Source organism: Flavobacterium ponti, assembly GCF_042652765.1.
GTDB classification, from domain to species: Bacteria; Bacteroidota; Bacteroidia; order Flavobacteriales; family Flavobacteriaceae; genus Flavobacterium; species Flavobacterium ponti.
Genome location: NZ_JBHSGW010000001.1, coordinates 348,650 through 368,102, shown reverse-complemented (window position 1 = coordinate 368,102; position 19,453 = coordinate 348,650). Strand labels below are relative to the sequence as shown.

At 29.4% G+C, this 19,453-nt stretch carries 19 protein-coding genes and 1 tRNA gene; 9 read left to right on the top strand and 11 right to left on the bottom strand.

Features of this window, described 5'->3' with window-relative positions; genetic code table 11:
• The first annotated feature begins 29 nt into the window (after positions 1-29).
• From frr to ACFO3U_RS01530, 6 genes are all read left to right on the top strand, one after another.
• A complete protein-coding gene (frr, locus tag ACFO3U_RS01555) occupies positions 30-593 on the top strand; it encodes a ribosome recycling factor (RefSeq protein WP_379737762.1) in 564 nt (187 codons plus the stop codon).
• A gap of 46 nt (positions 594-639) precedes the next feature.
• Positions 640-3,147, top strand: coding sequence for a DUF5686 family protein (locus ACFO3U_RS01550; RefSeq protein WP_379737760.1), 2,508 nt, complete (start codon positions 640-642; stop codon positions 3,145-3,147).
• 75 nt (positions 3,148-3,222) lie between these two features.
• On the top strand, positions 3,223-5,640 hold the full coding sequence (locus tag ACFO3U_RS01545; RefSeq protein WP_379737758.1) for an efflux RND transporter permease subunit: 2,418 nt from the start codon (positions 3,223-3,225) through the stop codon (positions 5,638-5,640).
• Positions 5,641-5,670: 30 nt separating this feature from the next.
• Entirely contained in the window at positions 5,671-7,116 is a 1,446-nt protein-coding gene (gene asnS, locus ACFO3U_RS01540) for an asparagine--tRNA ligase (RefSeq protein WP_379737756.1), read from the top strand.
• A 97-nt stretch (positions 7,117-7,213) separates the two neighbouring features.
• Positions 7,214-8,671 carry an RNA polymerase factor sigma-54 gene (rpoN, locus tag ACFO3U_RS01535; protein WP_379737754.1) on the top strand — a complete coding sequence of 486 codons (1,458 nt, stop codon included), beginning with the start codon at positions 7,214-7,216 and terminating at the stop codon, positions 8,669-8,671.
• An 8-nt stretch (positions 8,672-8,679) separates the two neighbouring features.
• Positions 8,680-9,288: a hypothetical protein gene (locus ACFO3U_RS01530; protein ID WP_379737752.1), complete on the top strand. Its 609-nt coding sequence runs from the start codon at positions 8,680-8,682 to the stop codon at positions 9,286-9,288.
• Here ACFO3U_RS01530 and ACFO3U_RS01525 read toward each other — a convergent pair.
• From ACFO3U_RS01525 to ACFO3U_RS01475, 11 genes are all read right to left on the bottom strand, one after another.
• Positions 9,283-9,957, bottom strand: coding sequence for a porin family protein (locus ACFO3U_RS01525; RefSeq protein ID WP_379737750.1), 675 nt, complete (start codon positions 9,955-9,957; stop codon positions 9,283-9,285). The genes ACFO3U_RS01530 and ACFO3U_RS01525 overlap by 6 nt on opposite strands.
• Positions 9,958-10,031: 74 nt before the next feature.
• Positions 10,032-10,508: an ExbD/TolR family protein gene (locus ACFO3U_RS01520; protein WP_379737748.1), complete on the bottom strand. Its 477-nt coding sequence runs from the start codon at positions 10,506-10,508 to the stop codon at positions 10,032-10,034.
• Between the two features lie 13 nt (positions 10,509-10,521).
• Positions 10,522-11,142, bottom strand: coding sequence for an ExbD/TolR family protein (locus ACFO3U_RS01515; protein WP_379737746.1), 621 nt, complete (start codon positions 11,140-11,142; stop codon positions 10,522-10,524).
• 4 nt (positions 11,143-11,146) lie between these two features.
• Entirely contained in the window at positions 11,147-11,572 is a 426-nt protein-coding gene (locus ACFO3U_RS01510) for a hypothetical protein (protein ID WP_379737744.1), read from the bottom strand.
• Positions 11,573-11,597: 25 nt separating this feature from the next.
• Positions 11,598-12,410 (bottom strand): MotA/TolQ/ExbB proton channel family protein, encoded by an 813-nt coding sequence (locus tag ACFO3U_RS01505; RefSeq protein WP_379737742.1) that lies wholly within the window; start codon positions 12,408-12,410, stop codon positions 11,598-11,600.
• Between the two features lie 76 nt (positions 12,411-12,486).
• Positions 12,487-12,574: transfer RNA gene (locus ACFO3U_RS01500), tRNA-Ser, on the bottom strand.
• A gap of 71 nt (positions 12,575-12,645) precedes the next feature.
• The gene (locus tag ACFO3U_RS01495; protein ID WP_379737740.1) at positions 12,646-13,677 is read right to left on the bottom strand and encodes an asparaginase; all 1,032 of its coding nucleotides are present in this window, start codon (positions 13,675-13,677) and stop codon (positions 12,646-12,648) included.
• Positions 13,664-14,803 carry a 1-acyl-sn-glycerol-3-phosphate acyltransferase gene (locus tag ACFO3U_RS01490; protein WP_379737738.1) on the bottom strand — a complete coding sequence of 380 codons (1,140 nt, stop codon included), beginning with the start codon at positions 14,801-14,803 and terminating at the stop codon, positions 13,664-13,666. The genes ACFO3U_RS01495 and ACFO3U_RS01490 overlap by 14 nt, the downstream gene beginning before the upstream one ends.
• A gap of 67 nt (positions 14,804-14,870) precedes the next feature.
• Positions 14,871-15,662 carry a TatD family hydrolase gene (locus ACFO3U_RS01485; RefSeq protein ID WP_379737736.1) on the bottom strand — a complete coding sequence of 264 codons (792 nt, stop codon included), beginning with the start codon at positions 15,660-15,662 and terminating at the stop codon, positions 14,871-14,873.
• A 16-nt stretch (positions 15,663-15,678) separates the two neighbouring features.
• A complete protein-coding gene (locus ACFO3U_RS01480) occupies positions 15,679-16,404 on the bottom strand; it encodes a tetratricopeptide repeat protein (RefSeq protein WP_379737734.1) in 726 nt (241 codons plus the stop codon).
• Between the two features lie 7 nt (positions 16,405-16,411).
• Complete coding sequence (locus ACFO3U_RS01475; protein WP_379737732.1) at positions 16,412-16,990, bottom strand: RNA polymerase sigma factor; 579 nt, start codon at positions 16,988-16,990, stop codon at positions 16,412-16,414.
• A gap of 244 nt (positions 16,991-17,234) precedes the next feature.
• Between ACFO3U_RS01475 and ACFO3U_RS01470 the strand changes: the two genes are divergently transcribed.
• The 3 genes from ACFO3U_RS01470 (at position 17,235) to ACFO3U_RS01460 (ending at position 19,371) form a co-directional block, all read left to right on the top strand.
• Positions 17,235-17,678 carry a hypothetical protein gene (locus tag ACFO3U_RS01470; protein ID WP_379737730.1) on the top strand — a complete coding sequence of 148 codons (444 nt, stop codon included), beginning with the start codon at positions 17,235-17,237 and terminating at the stop codon, positions 17,676-17,678.
• Between the two features lie 73 nt (positions 17,679-17,751).
• On the top strand, positions 17,752-18,336 hold the full coding sequence (locus ACFO3U_RS01465; protein WP_379737728.1) for a hypothetical protein: 585 nt from the start codon (positions 17,752-17,754) through the stop codon (positions 18,334-18,336).
• Positions 18,337-18,363: 27 nt separating this feature from the next.
• Positions 18,364-19,371: a hypothetical protein gene (locus tag ACFO3U_RS01460; protein ID WP_379737726.1), complete on the top strand. Its 1,008-nt coding sequence runs from the start codon at positions 18,364-18,366 to the stop codon at positions 19,369-19,371.
• Positions 19,372-19,453: the final 82 nt, after the last annotated feature.

The following is a 19,453-nucleotide window of genomic DNA, read 5'->3' as shown; positions in this document are numbered from 1 at the left end:
AAACGATAGATATCTAAAATCTAAATAAAATGACTGAAGAAATTAACTTTATTATAGAAACAGCAACCGAATCAATGAATGGTTCAATTGCTCATTTAGAAAAAGAATTTTTAAATATTAGAGCTGGAAAAGCTTCTCCTCAAATGTTAGGTGGTGTTTTTGTAGATTATTATGGATCACAAACTCCTCTATCACAAGTAGCAAATATTAATGCTGCTGATGCAAGAACTTTAACAGTTACTCCTTGGGAAAAAAACATGATGCAACCTATTGAAAAAGCAATTCAAATTGCTAATTTAGGGTTAAACCCAATGAACAATGGTGAAAACATTATCATTAATATTCCTGCTTTAACAGAAGAAAGAAGAAAGGAATTAGTGAAACAAGCAAAAGCTGAAGCTGAAGATGCTAAAATCGGAATCAGAAATGCTCGTAAAGATGCTAACAACGATATCAAAAAAGAAGAGAAAAACGGTTTAGCTGAAGATATTGCTAAAAAAGCTGAAGATGATGTTCAAAAATTAACAGATGCTTACATCAAAAAAATTGATGATCATTTGGCAGTGAAAGAAGCTGAAATTATGAAAGTATAAATTTTAAGTCCTGATTAACATCAGGACTTTTTATTTTTAAATATCTTTGTCATCAATCGAAACTTTTTTAATGCGATATTCCTATCTGTTATTTTTATTTTTACTTACAAGCTTTGTTTTTGGTCAAACAAAAATCAAAGGGCAAGTTATCGATTTTGACACCACTATTCCTATTGCTTTTGCAAAAATTACTTATGAAAAAACAACTGTTTTTGCAGATTGGGAAGGGAAGTTTTCAATAGAAGTTACTGATTTCAAAAAACCTATGTATGTTCGCTACAAAGGTTATTATGAAAAACCTGCTTATGCTTCTAATGATGGAAATCTTTTTATTATTAAACTTACTCAAGATATTAACAAAGTAAAAAATGAATATTATTCGTTGAATAAAGTGAATCATATTGTCAAAAAAGTAATTGAAAACAAAGAAAACACCCAACCTGAAAGAGCATTAAATTCCTACGAATATAAGAATTATGAATTTATACAAATAACCGCAAATCCAGATAGTATTACTGGTGAAATTGATAAAACCTACAAAAGAAATATTTTTGGAAAACGAATTGTAAAACTAGATTCTACGAATTATAAATTTAAAAAACTTGTTGAAAATAGTCACATTTACCAAACGGAAAAAGTTAATCTTATTCAACATCAAAACCGAACAAACAAAGAAACAGTATTAGCTTCTAGAATGGCAGGTTTTAAACAACCTTTGTACGAGTTTTTAGGTTTAAAGTTAATCTCCTATTCAGTTTATGAAAACCCTTTTGAAATATTAGAAATTCCGCTTCAAAATCCAATTTCAAATTATGGGAGAAAATTATACACTTATCATTTATTAGATTCAACAGAAATTCAAAATCGAAAAGTATATCGCATTTATTTTCAACCAAAAAAATTAAGAGCTAATAGATTAAGAGGAATTCTATATATTGATGCACAAAATTTTTCAGTTGCAAAAGCATATTATAGAATTTATGGAATTGTAAATGTAAATGCAACATACACTTTTAATTATCTGAAAAAAGAAAATATTTGGTTTCCCGAAAAAAGAAAAATTGTTTTAAGCAAAGGAAGTAATTCTGAAGATTTAACCATTTTGGGTGGAACGATGAAATTTCGATCAAGTTTAGAGCAAGATTTAGATAATAATGCTTCAGATAGAACTGTACTGATTCTTGAATCAACTCCTTTTGATATAAAAATAAACCAACCTCTTAAACTCAAAAATGATGGAATAAAAATTTATGTTCCAGAAAACAGTTTGTCAAAATCTGAAAAATATTGGGGTTCAATAGCAAAAGACACAGTTGATATTCGAAAAATGAAAACTTATATTTCATTAGATAGTTTGTCGCAATCAAGTAATATTGAACGAAAAATATTTTTAGGAAAGAAAATCATAAATGGCTATTTACCGATAAGTTATGTTGATTTGGATTTAAGAAGTATCATAAAATTCAACAACTTTGAAGGATTTCGATTAGGACTTGGTGCTGTTACAAATGATAAAGTTTCTGAAAAATATAAAGTAGCTTTTTATGGAGCTTATGGTTTAAAAGACAATGGTTTTAAATATGGAATTACTCCTTCATACTTGCTTAATAAAGAAGATGAAACTTGGGTAAGTGCTTCATATAGTGATGATGTTAATGAAATTGGTCAAACTACTTTTGCAACTGATACCAGACGATTTAAGGTTTATGATCCAAGACCTTTTAATATTTCTACTTTTTATAATAGCAAAATGGCTTCTGCTTTTATTGAAAGCAAAATTTTACCAAAAACATCAACTTATTTTTCATTATCTCGAAATGAAATTACTCCATTGTTTGACTATACCTTTATCAACAACGGACAAAGTTTTACAAATTATAATGTAAGTTCTATGCAATTTGCCATTCAATGGAATCCTTTTAGTAGTTATATGCAAACTCCTTTAGGTAAAATTGAAATTGAAAAAAGACATCCAAAATTTTCTTTGCAAATCACTCAAACAATTCCAGAAATACTAGGAAATGATTTTGATTTCACAAAAGTAGATTTTAAAACTTTTTATGAAATTCCGTATTTATCTGGTCAAAAAAGTTCACTCTTATTTCAAGCTGGTATAGCATATGGTGATATTCCATTAACTCAATTATATGCAATTGCTCCAAATAATTTGAACAAAGATGCTATTTTAAGAAGGATTACGTTTGCTGGTAAAAACAGTTTTGAAACCATGTATTACAATGAATTTTTCTCTGATAAATATGTTTCACTTCAGTTAAAACACACTTTTAATAGAATCAATATTGGTTATAAATTAAATCCTGAATTTACTGTTGTCACTAGAATGGCTTTTGGTTCAATTGACAATAAAGAAAATCATGTTGGTTTGCCTTTTAATTCTTTGGAAAAAGGTTTTTTTGAAAGTGGTGTGGAATGCAATAAATTGTTCAAAGGATTTGGTCTGGTTGCCTTTTATCGTTATGGAAATTATCAATTACCAAATTTTGATGATAATATTGCCATTAAGATTTCATTTTCACTCGATTTAGGAATTTAAATTATTGTAATTCTTTGTGCTTAAAACTAACAATTTAATCAATAATACTTACCTTTGCAGACTAAATTTTAGAAGATGTTTAAATGGCTAAATAGTCGTTTTTGGAATTATATTGCAGGACGAATTTTAAGAAATAGAATTGGACTACTAATTTTAGTTGGGCTTTTCACAGTTTTTATGGGTTTCCAATGGAAAAACATGCGTTTTACGTTTACAGAAGCTAATTTACTACCAGACCATCATGAAGTAAATGTTCAATATCAATCTTTTTTAGACAAATTTGGTGAAGAAGGAAACCTAATTGTTGTTGGGTTTAAAGATTCTACTTTTTTTACGGCTAAAAATCTTAAAATTTGGGATGCTTTTGTAGATGATATAAAAAAAGACAAAGCTGTAGATTTAACACTTTCTATTGAAGATTTACAAGTACTTTCTAAAGATACAACTGCTCAAAAATTCAATCTTGTTCCTTTTGTAAATAGAAAATCAATAACAGATGCTTACGTAAAAGAAAAAGAAAAAGAACTTTTTAACGATTTGCCTTTTTACGAAGGAATGCTATTCAATAAAGAATCTGGAGCTGTTAGATTTGCCATTTACATTGACAAAAAAATTGTAAATACTGCTGCCCGAAAAGATTTTGTTTTTAAACATTTCAGTCAAGAAAAAATTGATGCTTTTGAAAAAGAAACAGGTTTAGATATGCATGTTTCTGGAATGCCATACATCAGAACTTTAAATGCACAAAGCATAATTGATGAAATTGGTTTGTTTGTTGGAGCAGCTCTATTAATTACATCGCTATTATTTTTCTTCTTTTTCAGAAGTTATAGAGCTACATTAATTTCAATGTGTGTTGTAATTATTGGTGTAATGTGGTCGTTTGGTACACTTGGTTTATTGCATTATGAAATTACTGTTTTAACAGCAATTATTCCACCATTAATCATTGTAATAGGAATTCCTAATTGTATTTTCTTAATTAATAAATATCAGCAAGAAATAAAGCTTCATGGAAATAAAGCTAAATCATTGCAACGAGTTATTTCTAAAGTAGGAAATGCAACATTAATGACTAACTTAACCACAGCTGCTGGTTTTGCAACTTTCATTTTTACCGACAGTAAATTATTGACTGAATTTGGAATTGTAGCTTCTTTAAATATTGTTTTCCTATTTATTTTATGTTTGATAATTATTCCTATTATCTATAGTTATATGCCTTTGCCTAAGGACAAACATTTAGAGCATTTAGGAAAAAACTACATGAATTCATTTATCAAATGGATTGAGAACACTATTAAAAATTATAGAATTGCTGTTTTTGCAACTGCTATTATTGTTTTGGTTCTAGGTGTTATTGGAATTAATCAAATAAAAATTTCTGGAAGTATTATTGAAGATATGCCAAAAAAAGCTCCTTTCTTCAAAGATATTTTGTTTTTTGAAAATGAATTTGACGGTGTAATGCCTTTGGAAATAATGATAGACACTAAAAAACCAAAAGGTGCCATGAAGTCTGTCACGTTAAAAAGAATTAACGAACTTCAAGAAGAAATTGAAGAAATTCCAGAATTATCAAAACCTGTTTCTATTGTGAATTTGGTTAAATATGCCAAACAATCTTACTACAATGGAAACCCTGATTATTATGAATTACCTTCAAGCAAATTAGAAGAAGGTTTTGTTTTGACTTACGTTAAGAATTCAACACAAGAAAACAGCCAAAATCTTTTAAAAAGTTATGTAGATAGCACAGGTCAATATGCTCGTGTAACAACATTCATGAAAGACATTGGAACCGACAAAATGGCTAAAATTGAAGAACGTCTTCAAGAAAAAATAGACAAACTTTTTCCTAAAGAAAGATACAATGTAACCGTTACTGGAAAAGCATTTGTTTTTGAAAAAGGAACTCATTATTTGGTTCACAATCTAGTTTTATCATTATTATTTGCCATTATTTTGATTTCACTTTTAATGGCTTATTTATTCAGATCTTTCAAAATGATAATTATTTCTTTATTGCCAAATATTTTACCCTTAATTATGACAGCTGGTTTAATGGGCTTTTTAGGCATTCCTATCAAACCATCAACTATATTAGTATTCAGTATTGCATTTGGAATTTCAGTTGATGATACGATTCACTTTTTAGCAAAATACCGTCAAGAATTGAAACAAAATAATTGGAGAATTAAGAAATCGGTTTATAATTCTATCAAAGAAGCTGGTGTAAGTATGTTTTACACTTCAGTAGTTTTATTCTTTGGGTTTTCAGTGTTTACATTGTCAAGTTTTGGAGGAACAATTGCCCTAGGAAGTTTAGTAGCTCTGACTTTGTTATTTGCTATGATTTCTAACCTTATATTGCTACCAGCATTATTACTATCTTTAGAAAAAACTATTGCTAATAAAGAAGAGTTTATTGAACCAACAATAGATATTTTATCAGAAAATCTCGAAGAAGACGAAATATCAAACGAAGAATAATTTTATATTTGTATTTAAATTAATAAAAGAATGAAACATACTAAAGTCATCGACCTTTTAAATAGCACAAAAACGTTACATGAAGTAACAGCTAAAGGTTGGGTTAGAACATTTAGAAACAATCAGTTTATAGCGTTGAATGATGGTTCTACGATTAATAATATTCAATGTGTTGTAGATTTTGAAAACACACCTGAAGAAACTTTAAAAAGAATCACAACTGGAGCTGCTGTAAAAGTGGTTGGAATTCTACAAGAAAGCCAAGGAAAAGGGCAAAATGTGGAAATACAGGTTTCAAAAATTAGCATTCTTGGAGATTCAAATCCTGAAGAATATCCTATTCAACCTAAAAAACACTCTCTTGAATTTTTAAGAGAAAATGCTCATTTACGTGTAAGAACAAATGCTTTTGGAGCGATTATGAGAGTTCGTTCAGTATTGTCTTTTGCAGTTCATAACTATTTTCAAGAAAAAGGTTTTGTCTATGTAAACACACCAATTATTACTGGAAGTGATGCTGAAGGAGCTGGTGAAATGTTTAAAGTAACGGCTTTACCTTTTGATAAAACTCCAAGAACTGAAGAAGGAACAGTAAATTACAAAGAAGATTTCTTCGGTAAAGAAACAAACTTAACGGTTTCTGGTCAATTAGAAGCTGAAACTTATGCAATGGCTTTAGGTCAAGTGTATACTTTTGGACCAACTTTTAGAGCAGAAAATTCAAATACTTCTCGTCACTTGGCAGAATTTTGGATGATTGAGCCAGAAGTTGCTTTCAATGACTTAGATGCTAATATGGATTTGGCTGAAGATTTTATTCAGTATGTAATCAAATATGTTTTAGAAAAATGTGGTGATGATTTAGCATTCTTAGAACAACGTTTATTAGATGAAGAAAAATCAAAACCTCAAGCGGAAAGAAGTGAAATGAGTTTGTTACAAAAATTAAACTTCGTTTTAGAAAACAACTTCAAACGTGTTTCTTATACAGAAGCTATTGATATTTTAAGAAATTCAGCTCCAAATAAAAAAGGTAAATTCAATTATATCATCAAAGAATGGGGAGCAGATTTACAAAGTGAACACGAACGCTATTTGGTTGAAAAACATTTCAAATGTCCTGTAATTTTATTTGATTATCCTGCAAATATCAAAGCCTTTTACATGAGATTGAATGACAACACTGAACCAGGAAAAGAAACAGTTCGTGCCATGGATATTTTATTCCCAGGAATTGGTGAAATTGTAGGTGGTTCTCAAAGAGAAGAGCGTTATGATGTATTGGTAAAGAAAATGCACGCTTTAGGAATTGAAGAAGAAGAATTATGGTGGTATTTAGATACTAGACGATTTGGAAGTGCAGTTCACTCAGGTTTTGGATTAGGATTTGAACGTTTAGTTCTTTTCGTAACTGGAATGACTAATATTAGAGACGTAATTCCTTTCCCAAGAACTCCACAGAACGCAGAATTTTAGAATTTTGTTAAATTGTTTAACTGTTGAATTGTTAAATCGTAAATTTGATAAAGAATCCAACATTTAAACAATTAATCAGTTAAACAAAGAAATATTAATGTTAAAGCATAGTTTACAATTTAAATTATCTCAAAAATTATCTCCACAACAAATACAGTTGATGAAGTTAATTCAATTGCCTACGCAAGCTTTTGAACAACGCTTAGAAGAAGAATTAGTGGAAAATCCTGCTTTGGAAAATGGAAAAGAGGAAACAGATGATTATGATGATGATTTCAATGATGCAGCTGACGATTATGATGATGATAATGAAAGAATTGAAACTGAAATCAACATTGATGAGTATTTAAGTAATGATGAAACTCCTGATTATAAATATCAGGCAAATAATTATAGTGATGATGATGAAGATAAAAGCACACCTATTGCTGCTGGTATTAGTTTTCATCAAGATTTAATCAACCAATTGAATACTTTTATTCTAAATGATGATGAACGAAGTATTGCCGAATTTCTAGTTGGAAGTATCGATGATATGGGTTACATCCGAAGAAGCGTTCAAGATATGGTTGATGATATGGCTTTTACACAAGGAATTTATACGGATGAAAAAACGGTTGAACGTATTTTACAAGTGGTTCAAGAGTTAGAACCCTCTGGTGTAGGTGCTCGTGATTTGCAAGAATGTTTATTGCTTCAATTGAAACACAAAACACCTAATGAATCCATAGATTTAGCGACTAAAATTATTGAAGATCAATTTGATGCTTTTTCAAAAAAACATTACGATAAGTTACTTCAAAAATTTGATGTTTCTAAAGACCAATTGCGAAAAGCTATTGACGAAATTGAAAAATTAAACCCAAAACCAGGTGGTTCATATGATGGTAATCTAAAAATGACTGAACATGTTGTGCCAGATTTTACCATTAAAATTATTGATGGTGAACTAGATTTAACTTTAAACGGAAGAAATGCACCTGAACTTCACGTGTCTAAAGATTATCAAGACATGTTGAAAACCTATAAAGATACTAGCGAAAAATCAAATTCGCAGAAAGATGCTGTTCAGTTTATCAAGCAAAAATTAGATTCAGCTAAATGGTTTATTGATGCTATAAAACAGCGTAGCGAAACTTTATATGTTACTATGAATGCTATTATGCATTATCAACAAGAATTCTTTTTAGATGGAGATGAAACCAAACTTCGTCCAATGATTTTAAAAGATATTGCTGATATGGTTGGTTTAGATATTTCAACGGTTTCGCGTGTTGCCAATAGTAAATATGTGGATACTCCTTATGGAACAAAATTAATCAAAGATTACTTTAGTGAATCCATGACTAATGATCAAGGTGAAGAAGTTTCTACCATTGAAATTAAAAACATCTTACAACAAGTAATTGAAAACGAAGACAAAAAGAAGCCTTATCCTGATGATAAATTGGCTGAACTTTTATTAGAAAAAGGATATCCTATTGCACGTAGAACTATTGCTAAATATAGAGAATTATTAGATATTCCTGTAGCTCGTTTGCGTAAGAAGATATAATTCTGGTTATGGATTTAAAAAAAACATTACCTTTATTTTCCTATATATTTCATCCCATATTCATAACTTTTTATGGTGTTCTACTATACATTTGGCTTGCTGAAGTAGGTATAAATTCATTATCCTTATTATTACTAATTCAAGTGATTATACTAACAATTTTTTTACCGTTATCTATTTATTATCTATTAAAAGCAACTGGCCATATAAAATCATTCACAGAAGCCACAATAAATGAAAGAAAGTTTCCCATATTATTACAAGCTACTTTTTTATTTATTTTATTGAAATTTAGTGGCTTTATAGAAGATTTAGCACCTCTCTATTTTTTTATGTTAGGTGGTTTAATTGCTTCTATAGTGGCTTTTGTAATGACTTTTGTTAATTTTAAAGTTAGTTTGCACATGATTGGAGTTTGTTCCTTATTGCTCTTTATAACTAGCTTAAGTATAAGTTTAAATATATCAATAATCCCTTTAATAGCATTAATGATTGTAATTGTGGGAAATGTAGCTTCTTCAAGACTTTTTATGAAATCACATGATGCTACAGAACTTATTGCAGGTTCATGTATTGGGTTTTTATCACAAGTAATTTTATGGCAATTCTATTTATAAGATATAGAATACAAAACCAATATTGAATGAACTAAGTTCTAATTTTTTATCATTCAATTTAACATCTTCAAAAATTGGAGTTAATGAATATTGTAAGTAAATATTTCCAGTGTTATTTCCCACAGACAAATAAGTTGCATATTTAATTTTAGATAAATCTCCATTACTTCTAATAGTTATATCTTCAGTATCTGATTTAAAAACTGCCTTATCAGCAAACAAATAAGAAATTTTGAATCCTCCATAAATACGCCAAAACTTATGACTCTCAAAAGTTGAATTTCTCCAACGTATTTCAATGGGAAGTTCTAAATGATGTAATACCAATTTGTTTTTATCGAAACTATTATCAATTGTATAAGTATTTATTGATTCAACATTTTCAATCTTAATATTATTTTTTAAATTATTATAAGAATAGCCTAAACCTGCAGCAAATGCCCAAGTTCTTTTTTTATTAAAAGGCATATCACGAAGAAAACCAACTGTTATTCCAGAAGATAAAGAGTGTTGGTTAAAACCTGCTGGTCTATTTTGAACAAGATTAAGAGACAAAGTTGCATACATTTGATCTTCTCTATATAAAGAATCTACTGTTGTTTTCTGTTCTTCCTGAGAAAAAACAAACACACTGAAAAATATAAAAAAAGACAATAGTAGGTTTTTCACTTTCAAATTTTTTATAAAAATAATAAAAAAAGGCATCCAAATGGACACCTTTTTATTTTATTAAAGCAAATTAATTATTGATTTGTTACACTTCCTTGAGTAGTAGTATAATTAACTTTTAATTGTTCTGCTTTTCTTAATTCTTGTTTAATATCTGTTACTAATCCCATTTTAACATCTCTATCAATTTTTAATGAAGCTGTTAAATATGGCTCCGCATCAGAATTTCTAGCTTGTCTTTCCATAGCAACAAAATTTTGAATTTCGCTAGGATTAGACAGTCTATCATTCAATTGAATTCTTGGATTACTTCCATAAGTACTTTGATACCTATCGCTTGGTTTTCCAGCATAAATATACATTACATATTCTTTTTTGAATAATTTAGCTGTTTGATCAGCTTTAGGCAATTTATTTTCTATCATTAAATCACTATCTTTCATAGTAGTAGCAACCATAAAGAAAAACAATAGCATAAATACAATATCTGGTAAAGATGCTGTTGAAATTGCTGGCATATCGCCCGATTTTTTCTTGTTAAATTTAGACATTTTCTAAAATTTATTAGTTACGTTTTGGTTCTGCTTCTGAAAGTCTTTGAGGAAATAATTCTTGAATATATTTCACTTTTTCTCCAATCTTATCAAGTTCTACATCTGAATATTCTCCTTTTGATGCAGGATCACTATAAATGTATTCTAATTCTGAAAATGTAACTCCATATTTTTTCAAACTTTCTCTGTTTCTTAAAATATTATAAGCAGCTACTAACTCATTTTGAACAGCAATGTAAGTTGCGTAAGTTGTTTCAGAATCGTTTGATAAAGAAATTACCGCATCTAATGGACTATCTGATGAAGAAGGATCTTTTGAACCTTCGCAGTAGCTACAAATATTTTTTCCGTTATTTTCAAGAAAATCAATTGCAGCTTGTCTAAGATCTTTAATATCCATTAATTGTTCTTCAACTAATATTTGATTATTCATATTAACCAAAACAGTCAATATATTTCTCTCATTGATATTTGGTGGATCTACAATATCTTGCATTGGTGGCAATTTTCTATTAATTCCTTGATCTACTCCAATAGTTGTTGTAACTAAGAAGAAAATAAGCAATAAGAAGGCAATATCTGCCATAGAGCCTGCATTTACTTCTGGTGGTGCACCTCTTTTCTTTGCCATATTATTATTTTTTTGCGTTTTTAAACATGAAGAAGAATAAAGATCCTAGGGCAACTGTTCCTAAAATGTAAGTCATGTTTAAACCTGTACTTACCCATTTAGATGAGCTTCCTGAAACCAATAATTCTTTTTTAACATTATAAACATCTGAACCATCAGCTACAACATAAGATATAACTAATACACCTGCTAATATCCCAAGGGTTATCAATGTTCTTTTTAATGTGTCTTTGTGCGTAAACAGATTCTTTAATACATATATTAAAACTATTGCAACACATGCAAATAGGATTACATAAGATAAATATATAAGGGCTGATATCCAACTTTCATTATTACCATCTCCATTAGCCATAACTAGTGCTAAAAACACTAAACTAAGAACTGCAATAATAAGAGCTGCTATTTTTGTTACTTTATGTAAATTCATAACAGTTATATATTTTATTAAGTTATTATTTTCTGTAGTCTGATAACATATCTATTAACATGATAGAAGCATCTTCCATGTCGTTAACGATTGAATCAATTTTTGCAGTGATGTAGTTGTAGAAAACTTGTAAAATCATTGCTACAATAAGACCAAATACAGTTGTTAATAAGGCAACTTTAATACCTCCAGCAACTAAAGATGGCTCCATAGATCCAGCAGATTCGATGTTATCAAATGCTTCAATCATACCAATTACAGTTCCCATGAACCCTAACATCGGTGCTAATGCAATAAATAAAGAAATCCAAGAAACGTTTTTCTCTAATTGTCCCATTTGAACTCCACCGTAAGCTACAACAGCTTTTTCAGCAGAATCAACTCCATGATCGTATCTGTCTAAACCTTGGTAATAAATAGAAGCAACTGGTCCAGATGTATTTCTACAAACTTCTTTTGCAGCGTTAACTCCACCAGATTTTAATGCATCTTCTACATCAGCAACTAATTTCTTAGTGTTAGTAGTAGATAAATTTAAATATATAATTCTTTCAATAGCAATCGCTAAACCTAAAATTAAACATAATAATACAATTCCCATAAATCCAGGTCCACCTTCAACGAAACGTTGTTTTAATTTTTGGGTAAACGATGCTTCAGCAGCTGGTGCGTCTTCGTCAGCAGTTGTTGTTTCTACTGCATTTGCTTCGTCTGCTTGAGCTGCAACTTCTTCAACTTGTGTTTGTGCTGCTGCTGTAGAATCTGTAGCTTCTTGTGCTTGTACGCTTCCGAAAGCCATAATCCCTGTGATTGCTAAAATAGAAAATAATCTTTTCATTGCTCTTGTTCTTAAATTTTAATTAGTTAATTTGGTTAAAAGTATAAAATATTTATTAAAATACAAATTGTTTGTGCGGAGAGGAAGGGATTCGAACCCTCGATACCCTTTTGGAGTATACATACTTTCCAGGCATGCTCCTTCGACCACTCGGACACCTCTCCAGAGGAGAACTGAATTTGAAGATGCTAAATAACATAAAAATTCTCACGTGAAAAAATTTTCTTTGTTATTTTTATATCATTTCGCCTCTCAAAGGTGTTTCAAAAATGGTTTTGAACACTTTAGGAGAGACATTTTGACCTAATAAGTACATCAATTTAGTTATTGCTGCCTCAGAAGTAATGTCTTTTCCTGAGACTATTCCTATGTTTTTCAACTGTGTACTTGTTTCATACTGACCCATGTTGACACTTCCACCACTGCATTGCGTAACATTAATAACGCAAATATTATTTTTTATTGCATTAGATAATTCAGAAATAAACCAATCCGAAGAAGGTGCGTTTCCAGAACCATATGTTTCCAAGATAATTCCTTTTAAATTTGGTGTTTTCAAAACAGATGCTAAAAGGTTTTTATTAATACCAGGAAATAGCTTAATGATAGCAACATTGTCGTCAAATCTAGTGTTAACTTTTATTTTTTTTGCACCTCTATTTTTTAACAATAGTTCTCTATTTACCTTTAAATGAACTCCTGATTCTGCTAATTCAGGAAAGTTTGGTGAAGCAAAAGCATTAAAATGTTCGGCACTTATTTTTGTGGTTCTGTTTCCTCTGTATAACTTGTATTCAAAATACAGACATACTTCATTAAAAACTGGCTTTCCTTTTTCTTGTAAAGAAGCAATTTGAATAGCAGTAATCAAATTTTCTTTTGCATCCGTTCTTAAATCTCCAATTGGCAGTTGTGAACCTGTAAAAATAACAGGTTTTGACAAGTTTTCCAACATAAAACTCAAAGCAGATGCACTATAAGACATTGTATCTGAACCATGTAAAACTACAAATCCATCAAAATCTTCGTATCGCTCTTCAATCGTTGTTGCAATATTTTGCCAATTTTCTATTTGAATGTTTGAAGAATCTATTGGGTTTTCAAAAGAAACTGTATCAATTTCGCAGTCTAATAAATGCAACTCTGGAATTCGTTTCAATAACTTTTTAAAATCAAATGCTTTTAAAGCTCCTGTGTCATAATCTTTAACCATACCAATGGTTCCACCAGTATAGATAAGTAATATTTTTGATTTAGACTGTGGCATTATTATATTTCAATTTATTTACAACAGGATTAGCATACATCGCTAAAAAACCTTCTCTTAAAACAGTTGAGTTTTCATCAATACGAAGTTCCAATCTTCTTTGAAATAATTGTTTTTCATCAACAGTATATTTGCTTTCAAATTGATTTGTTTTATACAACATATCAAAAGCTATATAATTTGTTGGCCACAATTTATAAGATTGCAAAATAGAATCATCTATTTTTTGGGTCAATAATTGAATTTGCTTATTAGGATTTTGTTCTTCCGCAACAATTTCATCTATTTCTGAATCTAAAATATCTCCAATGTGAATGTGAATTCTTTTCTTTTGTCCAATAATTCCACTCAACAAGGTGATAAAATCTTCATTCTTCTCCTTAATATATATTTCTTTTTTTGCTTCTGCTAAAAGTTGAGGCATTTTTAGAGCATCGGTTGGATCATATTCATAAGAAAGTGAAACAGGAACAATTTTAATTTTTTTAAAATAGGCCATGATGTCTTTATCATCCGAACCCATAGATAACATTTTTAAAACTCCTGAATGAGTAGCGTCATTACCATCTTTTGTTCTTCCTTCTCGTTGAGCAATCCAAACCGAACGGTTTTCATGGAGCAACAACTGAGCAATATATTCTGACATATTTTTAGAACTTCCTAATAATTCTCTTGGAGAAAGCCCTCTTTGAACCACAAAATTTCTATTTAGTTTTGAAAGTGTATGCAAAAATGCTTTTTTGACTAAATTATCTCCAATTGCTGAAGCTGTCATCACTAAACCATTATCAAATAAAGCAACATTTAAAAGTGATGTGTCTAAAATTATATCTCTGTGATTTGAAATAAAAAGATAAGAAGTATTTGGCTCCAACTTTTCAAATCCAGAAGTGGTTAATCCGTCTGAACTTTTTTCTAAAACCTTTTGAACCGATTTATAGATAAAATTACATTGAAAATCTCTGATGGAATGTGTTTCACTCAACTTTGTTTTCCAAACTTCATCATCAACATCAGGGAATGTGAAATCCATTAATGCTTTCATCATGGGGTGATTTAATGAAGATTTTAAAGCATTATTTACTTCACTATCATAAAAAGGTCGAATAGCATCAAACTTTGACATGTATCAATTTTATTTTTTAAGAAAAACAAAAGAACAAAAAAATAATGAATTTAAGGAGAAATTTACGTTAAATCCCAAAAATAGCTTTTGAATTTTCTGTTGTTACGTTGGCAATTTCATCTACTGAAACGTTGTAAATTTCAGCTAACTTTTGGGCAACTAACAAGGTATAACTGCTTTCATTTCTTTTACCACGATATGGAACTGGTGCCAAATAAGGTGAATCTGTTTCTAAAACAATATTTTTTAAATCAATTTGATTTAAGAATTGATCTATTTTGCCATTTTTAAAAGTAGCAACTCCACCAATTCCTAGTTTCAAACCAAGAGAAATAGCTTGCTGAGCTTGTTCAAAATCTCCAGTAAAACAATGAAAAATACCGAATAATTTGTCATCTTTTTCAGATTCTAAAACTTCAAAAACTTCATCAAAAGCATCTCTACAATGAATGTTTATAGCCAAATTATATTTTTTAGCCAATTGAATTTGATGCTTAAAAACTTGTTTTTGAATATCTAAAGTGGTTTTATCCCAAAACAAATCAATTCCTATTTCACCAACGGCATAAAATTTTCGTTTAGCCAATTCTGTTTCTACAAAATTTAATTCTTTTTCAAAAGATTCTGGCTTTACATAACAAGGATGCAAACCCATCATTAAAAATATATTTTCAGGAAACTGGCATTCTAAATCATACATTTTTTGGGTATAACTCGAATCAATTGAAGGAATAAAAAAACGTGAAACTCCAGTGTCAATTGCTTTTTGAATTACTTCTTTTCGGTCTTCATTGAATTGTGAAGAATATAAATGGGTATGTGTATCTGTTAAAATGGGTTTCAAAATTTCTATTTTCAATGTTTAGATTGCAAAGTTACTCTAAATCATTTAAAAGTTTTTGAGCAGAACTATACTTTTCTGAATCTTCTGTAATTTGTTTCAGATACTTTTTAGATTCATCGTATTTTCTCTGTTTTAAAGATGATAAAGCTAAATACCAAATTGCCTCTTCTTTGTAAACTGAATTACCTTGACTCACATTTTCTAATAAAATTTTTGCTTTTGAATATTTATCAGTTTCAATCAAACTTATTGCATAAAATAATTGAACTTCAGGATTTGTCAAGTTATCTATTTTAGCAAAACTTTCAGAGGATTTTTGATAGTCTTTAGCATTGAAATAATCTTGTGCAGCTTTTAAGTCAGGATTTCCTTCACTTCGTTCTACAAAGTGAGCTTCATTATGAAAATTATAATCAGAATAAGATGGATTTGTACCTTGATTTAAATACCAAACTCCAATAAACACAACTAACATAGCTGCAATAGCAAACCATTTTGATTGTAACGAAATAACTTTTGATTTCTTTTTAGTTGAATTTGCAAAATGATTTTCTGAAATTGACTTTAAATTTTCTTTAAAATCAGATGTTTCCTTTGAAAACTTTACTTCTAAAAACGAATTGGTTTCTTTATATAACTCAAATTGTTTTTTGAAATCTTCATCATTTTGAAGTTGGTTTTCAAATGCATTTTTCTGCTCTAATGTCATTTCATTATTGAGATAGTTTTCAAATGCTATGTATAATTCTTCTTGCATCACTTTACTATTTTAAAGATTGGTATCGACCAGATTGTTGTATTAATTCCGTTAATTGACCTGTGCAAATGGATTTTTTCTTTCTTACATAAGCATAAGTCACGTTCATTTTACTGGCTACTTCTTCCATAGTTTTGGTTACAAAACTCAATTTCAAAACTTCTTGACATTTTTCTCCTAATTTTTGAAACATTTCGTCAAACAGAGATTGTTTTTCGTCTTGAACTTCGGTTTCGATAGCTAATTTTTCAACGTCTTTGTCTATAGATACATTTTCATCTTTAATTGTTACCTCTTTATTAGAAGGTTTTTTTAATTCGTTTAGCCATTTTCTTTTGCACAATAGAAAAAAATAGGCATCAAAAGGACAAGTTAATGCTAACCCATTTGTTTTCGCTTGATTATATATTGTAATTAAGACTTCCTGAATTACATCTTGAGCTTCATCTGCACTTCCACTATTCATCTTTATATAATGAGTGACTTTAGGGGCAAACTTTTTATATATAGTTTCTATGATTGATGAATTATTGTTACATAATCCTTCAATATAAATTTGATCATGATGCAAAATTTTTGAAGTCATAAAACCTTTATTTATCAGCTAATATAAAAAGAATTAAAAAATATTCTGATTTAATGGGTAACAATCTTTCAACCCATTTTATATATAGATGTAATCGTTCATCAAAATCTTGTTTTTAAAATGCTTCCTAAAAAAAATAAAAAACATGGGTAACAAATTAAAACGTGAGTTGATATAACATTAGAAAACAAAAATTAATAAAAATCAAATCTGAAAATAAATTCAGATTAAAAATTTAGAAATCATGAAAAAATCAATCTTTACCATCGCAATTTTAGCTTTATCTTTTTTAAACGTAAACGCTACAGAAGTAACAACAACTTCAAACAATTTAGAAATCGCAACTTCAATTTCAAGAGAAAACATCGTAGAAGTTTATGATTGGAGTGTAAAAACTACAACTGGTAATTATTCTGGAACTTCAAACACTATTGAAGAAGCTCAAAAAATGATACAACTAGTTTCTGCAGGAGAAGTCATATTAGACCAAAAAATTGAAACATTTTTTCAAATTAAAAACGAAGTTTCAAACAACAATTTAAGATTTTTCTTTTGGGAAGTTGAAACTACAAACGGAAAAGCAAAAGGTTTTTCAAGTTCAGAAAATCAAGCCAAAAAAATGATTGAACTAGTTAGTACAGGTTCTATTCTGAACTTCAAAATAGTAATTGCTGCAGAATTTAAATAAAAAAATAAATCAACTGGGTAACAAATTCATTATCCAGTTGATATACTAATATAACTTCAAAAAATTAAAAATTATGAAAACTTTAAAAACTCTTTTACTTTCACTTTTTATAATAGTAATAATAAGTTGTGACAACGACAATGATCCTACTAATAATGTTTGTGATTCTAGTTATTTGAGTGTTGCTAGTTCTACAGTATTTACTACTGCAAATGGCTATACTCTTAATGAAACAATGGATTTAGAAACTCATGAATACACTATGGTTGTCAATTCTTCTGGAGAAATATGTAGCATTGGATATCAAAACCCAACAACATACGCAGGAACATATGAAATGGAAGTAGAAAATAGTACAACTAATATAACTACAACAGATACTTTTAGTTTTTCACAATCTAACATTCAGTATCAAAACTTTACGGTACCTTTAATAGTGAATTCTGGAGACACTATTGTAGTTAGAAGAACTATTTCAAATGGATACACTCTTCTAAATGAAACCATTGGAAGTATTTACATAAATAGTAATCCCAATCCTTTTCCAATAGCAATTAGTGCAAATGCTACAATTATAAGTTCAAACTTTTATGGTGCTGGAGGACCAGTTCCAAACTTTGGAGTTCCATTAATTGGAATTGGATTTAAACTTAATTAAAAATAATAAAACTAAAATCTAGAAATTATGAAAACAATTGAAACAAAAAACTACTTATGGGCAAACAGATTCTTTGTAATGATTTTTGCCTTAACTATGACCTTTACAAGTTGTAATTCTGATGATGATTCAACTTCTCAAAACAATGTTCCTTCTTCAACTGCATTTAATTCTATTAGACAAGCTGCTTTAGAAGATATGACTCAAAACTTTCAAATTGATGTTGCCAATGGTATGACTACCTTAACTTCTGCAAATGGTGTAGAAATAGACATTGATCCATATTGTCTTACATTAAATGGAAATGCAATAACTGGACAAGTTGACATTGAATATGTTGAAGTTTTTGATGGTGGACAAATGCTAGTTACTGACAAAACTACCATGGGAAAATTACCAAATGGAGATATGGCAATGATAATCTCTGGTGGTGAATTTTACATCAATGCGACACAAAACGGACAACAATTAGATTTAGGTTGTACAATGAATTTAAGAATTCCTGCTAGTTTAACCGCTCCAGATAATGGTATGACTTTATGGAATGGTGTAATTGATAATGATGGAAATTTAGAATGGGAAGAAGAAGATAATACTGCACCAGGTCAAGGAGGTGTTTTCTTAGAACAAGGTGCTGGTGGGCAATCATACTATGCTTTCTTTAATAACTTCGGTTGGACAAACGTTGATAAATTTTACAGTTACGCTGGATTAAAAACGCAAATTTTAGCAAGTGTTCCTTCTGGATATAATTTTGAAAATAGTGCTGTTTATTTACATTATGATGGTGAAGGAAATGCGTTAGCAAAACTTGATAATTATGATGCAAATTCTGGTTTATTCTCTGAACATTATGGTCAAATTCCTGTTGGATTAGCTTGTCATATCATATTTGCAACTGAAGAAAATGGTCAATGGAGATATGCTATTAAAGCTGTAACTATAACTGAAAATGCCGTTTACCCTTTTGCCCTAAGTGAAACAACCATTGGATCTGAAGCACAATTAGTTGCTGCTATAAATGCCCTACCCTAAATTGCTATGATTTAGTTTACTGAAAAAGTGGTGATTAGTTCATCACTTTTTCTTATATTTAATCTTTAAAAATCAGTTAATC

Bases quoted from the DNA above. Each gene is read 5' to 3' on its own strand.
- ACFO3U_RS01475 (WP_379737732.1), bottom strand. From the start codon at position 16,990: ATGACTTCAAAAATTTTGCATCATGATCAAATTTATATTGAAGGATTA.
- ACFO3U_RS01480 (WP_379737734.1), bottom strand. From the start codon at position 16,404: ATGCAAGAAGAATTATACATAGCATTTGAAAACTATCTCAATAATGAA.
- ACFO3U_RS01495 (WP_379737740.1), bottom strand. From the start codon at position 13,677: ATGCCACAGTCTAAATCAAAAATATTACTTATCTATACTGGTGGAACC.
- ACFO3U_RS01505 (WP_379737742.1), bottom strand. From the start codon at position 12,410: ATGAAAAGATTATTTTCTATTTTAGCAATCACAGGGATTATGGCTTTC.
- ACFO3U_RS01460 (WP_379737726.1), top strand. From the start codon at position 18,364: ATGAAAACAATTGAAACAAAAAACTACTTATGGGCAAACAGATTCTTT.
- ACFO3U_RS01545 (WP_379737758.1), top strand. From the start codon at position 3,223: ATGTTTAAATGGCTAAATAGTCGTTTTTGGAATTATATTGCAGGACGA.
- ACFO3U_RS01490 (WP_379737738.1), bottom strand. From the start codon at position 14,803: ATGTCAAAGTTTGATGCTATTCGACCTTTTTATGATAGTGAAGTAAAT.
- frr (WP_379737762.1), top strand. From the start codon at position 30: ATGACTGAAGAAATTAACTTTATTATAGAAACAGCAACCGAATCAATG.
- ACFO3U_RS01530 (WP_379737752.1), top strand. From the start codon at position 8,680: ATGGATTTAAAAAAAACATTACCTTTATTTTCCTATATATTTCATCCC.
- ACFO3U_RS01465 (WP_379737728.1), top strand. From the start codon at position 17,752: ATGAAAACTTTAAAAACTCTTTTACTTTCACTTTTTATAATAGTAATA.
- asnS (WP_379737756.1), top strand. From the start codon at position 5,671: ATGAAACATACTAAAGTCATCGACCTTTTAAATAGCACAAAAACGTTA.
- rpoN (WP_379737754.1), top strand. From the start codon at position 7,214: ATGTTAAAGCATAGTTTACAATTTAAATTATCTCAAAAATTATCTCCA.
- ACFO3U_RS01515 (WP_379737746.1), bottom strand. From the start codon at position 11,142: ATGGCAAAGAAAAGAGGTGCACCACCAGAAGTAAATGCAGGCTCTATG.
- ACFO3U_RS01520 (WP_379737748.1), bottom strand. From the start codon at position 10,508: ATGTCTAAATTTAACAAGAAAAAATCGGGCGATATGCCAGCAATTTCA.
- ACFO3U_RS01470 (WP_379737730.1), top strand. From the start codon at position 17,235: ATGAAAAAATCAATCTTTACCATCGCAATTTTAGCTTTATCTTTTTTA.
- ACFO3U_RS01510 (WP_379737744.1), bottom strand. From the start codon at position 11,572: ATGAATTTACATAAAGTAACAAAAATAGCAGCTCTTATTATTGCAGTT.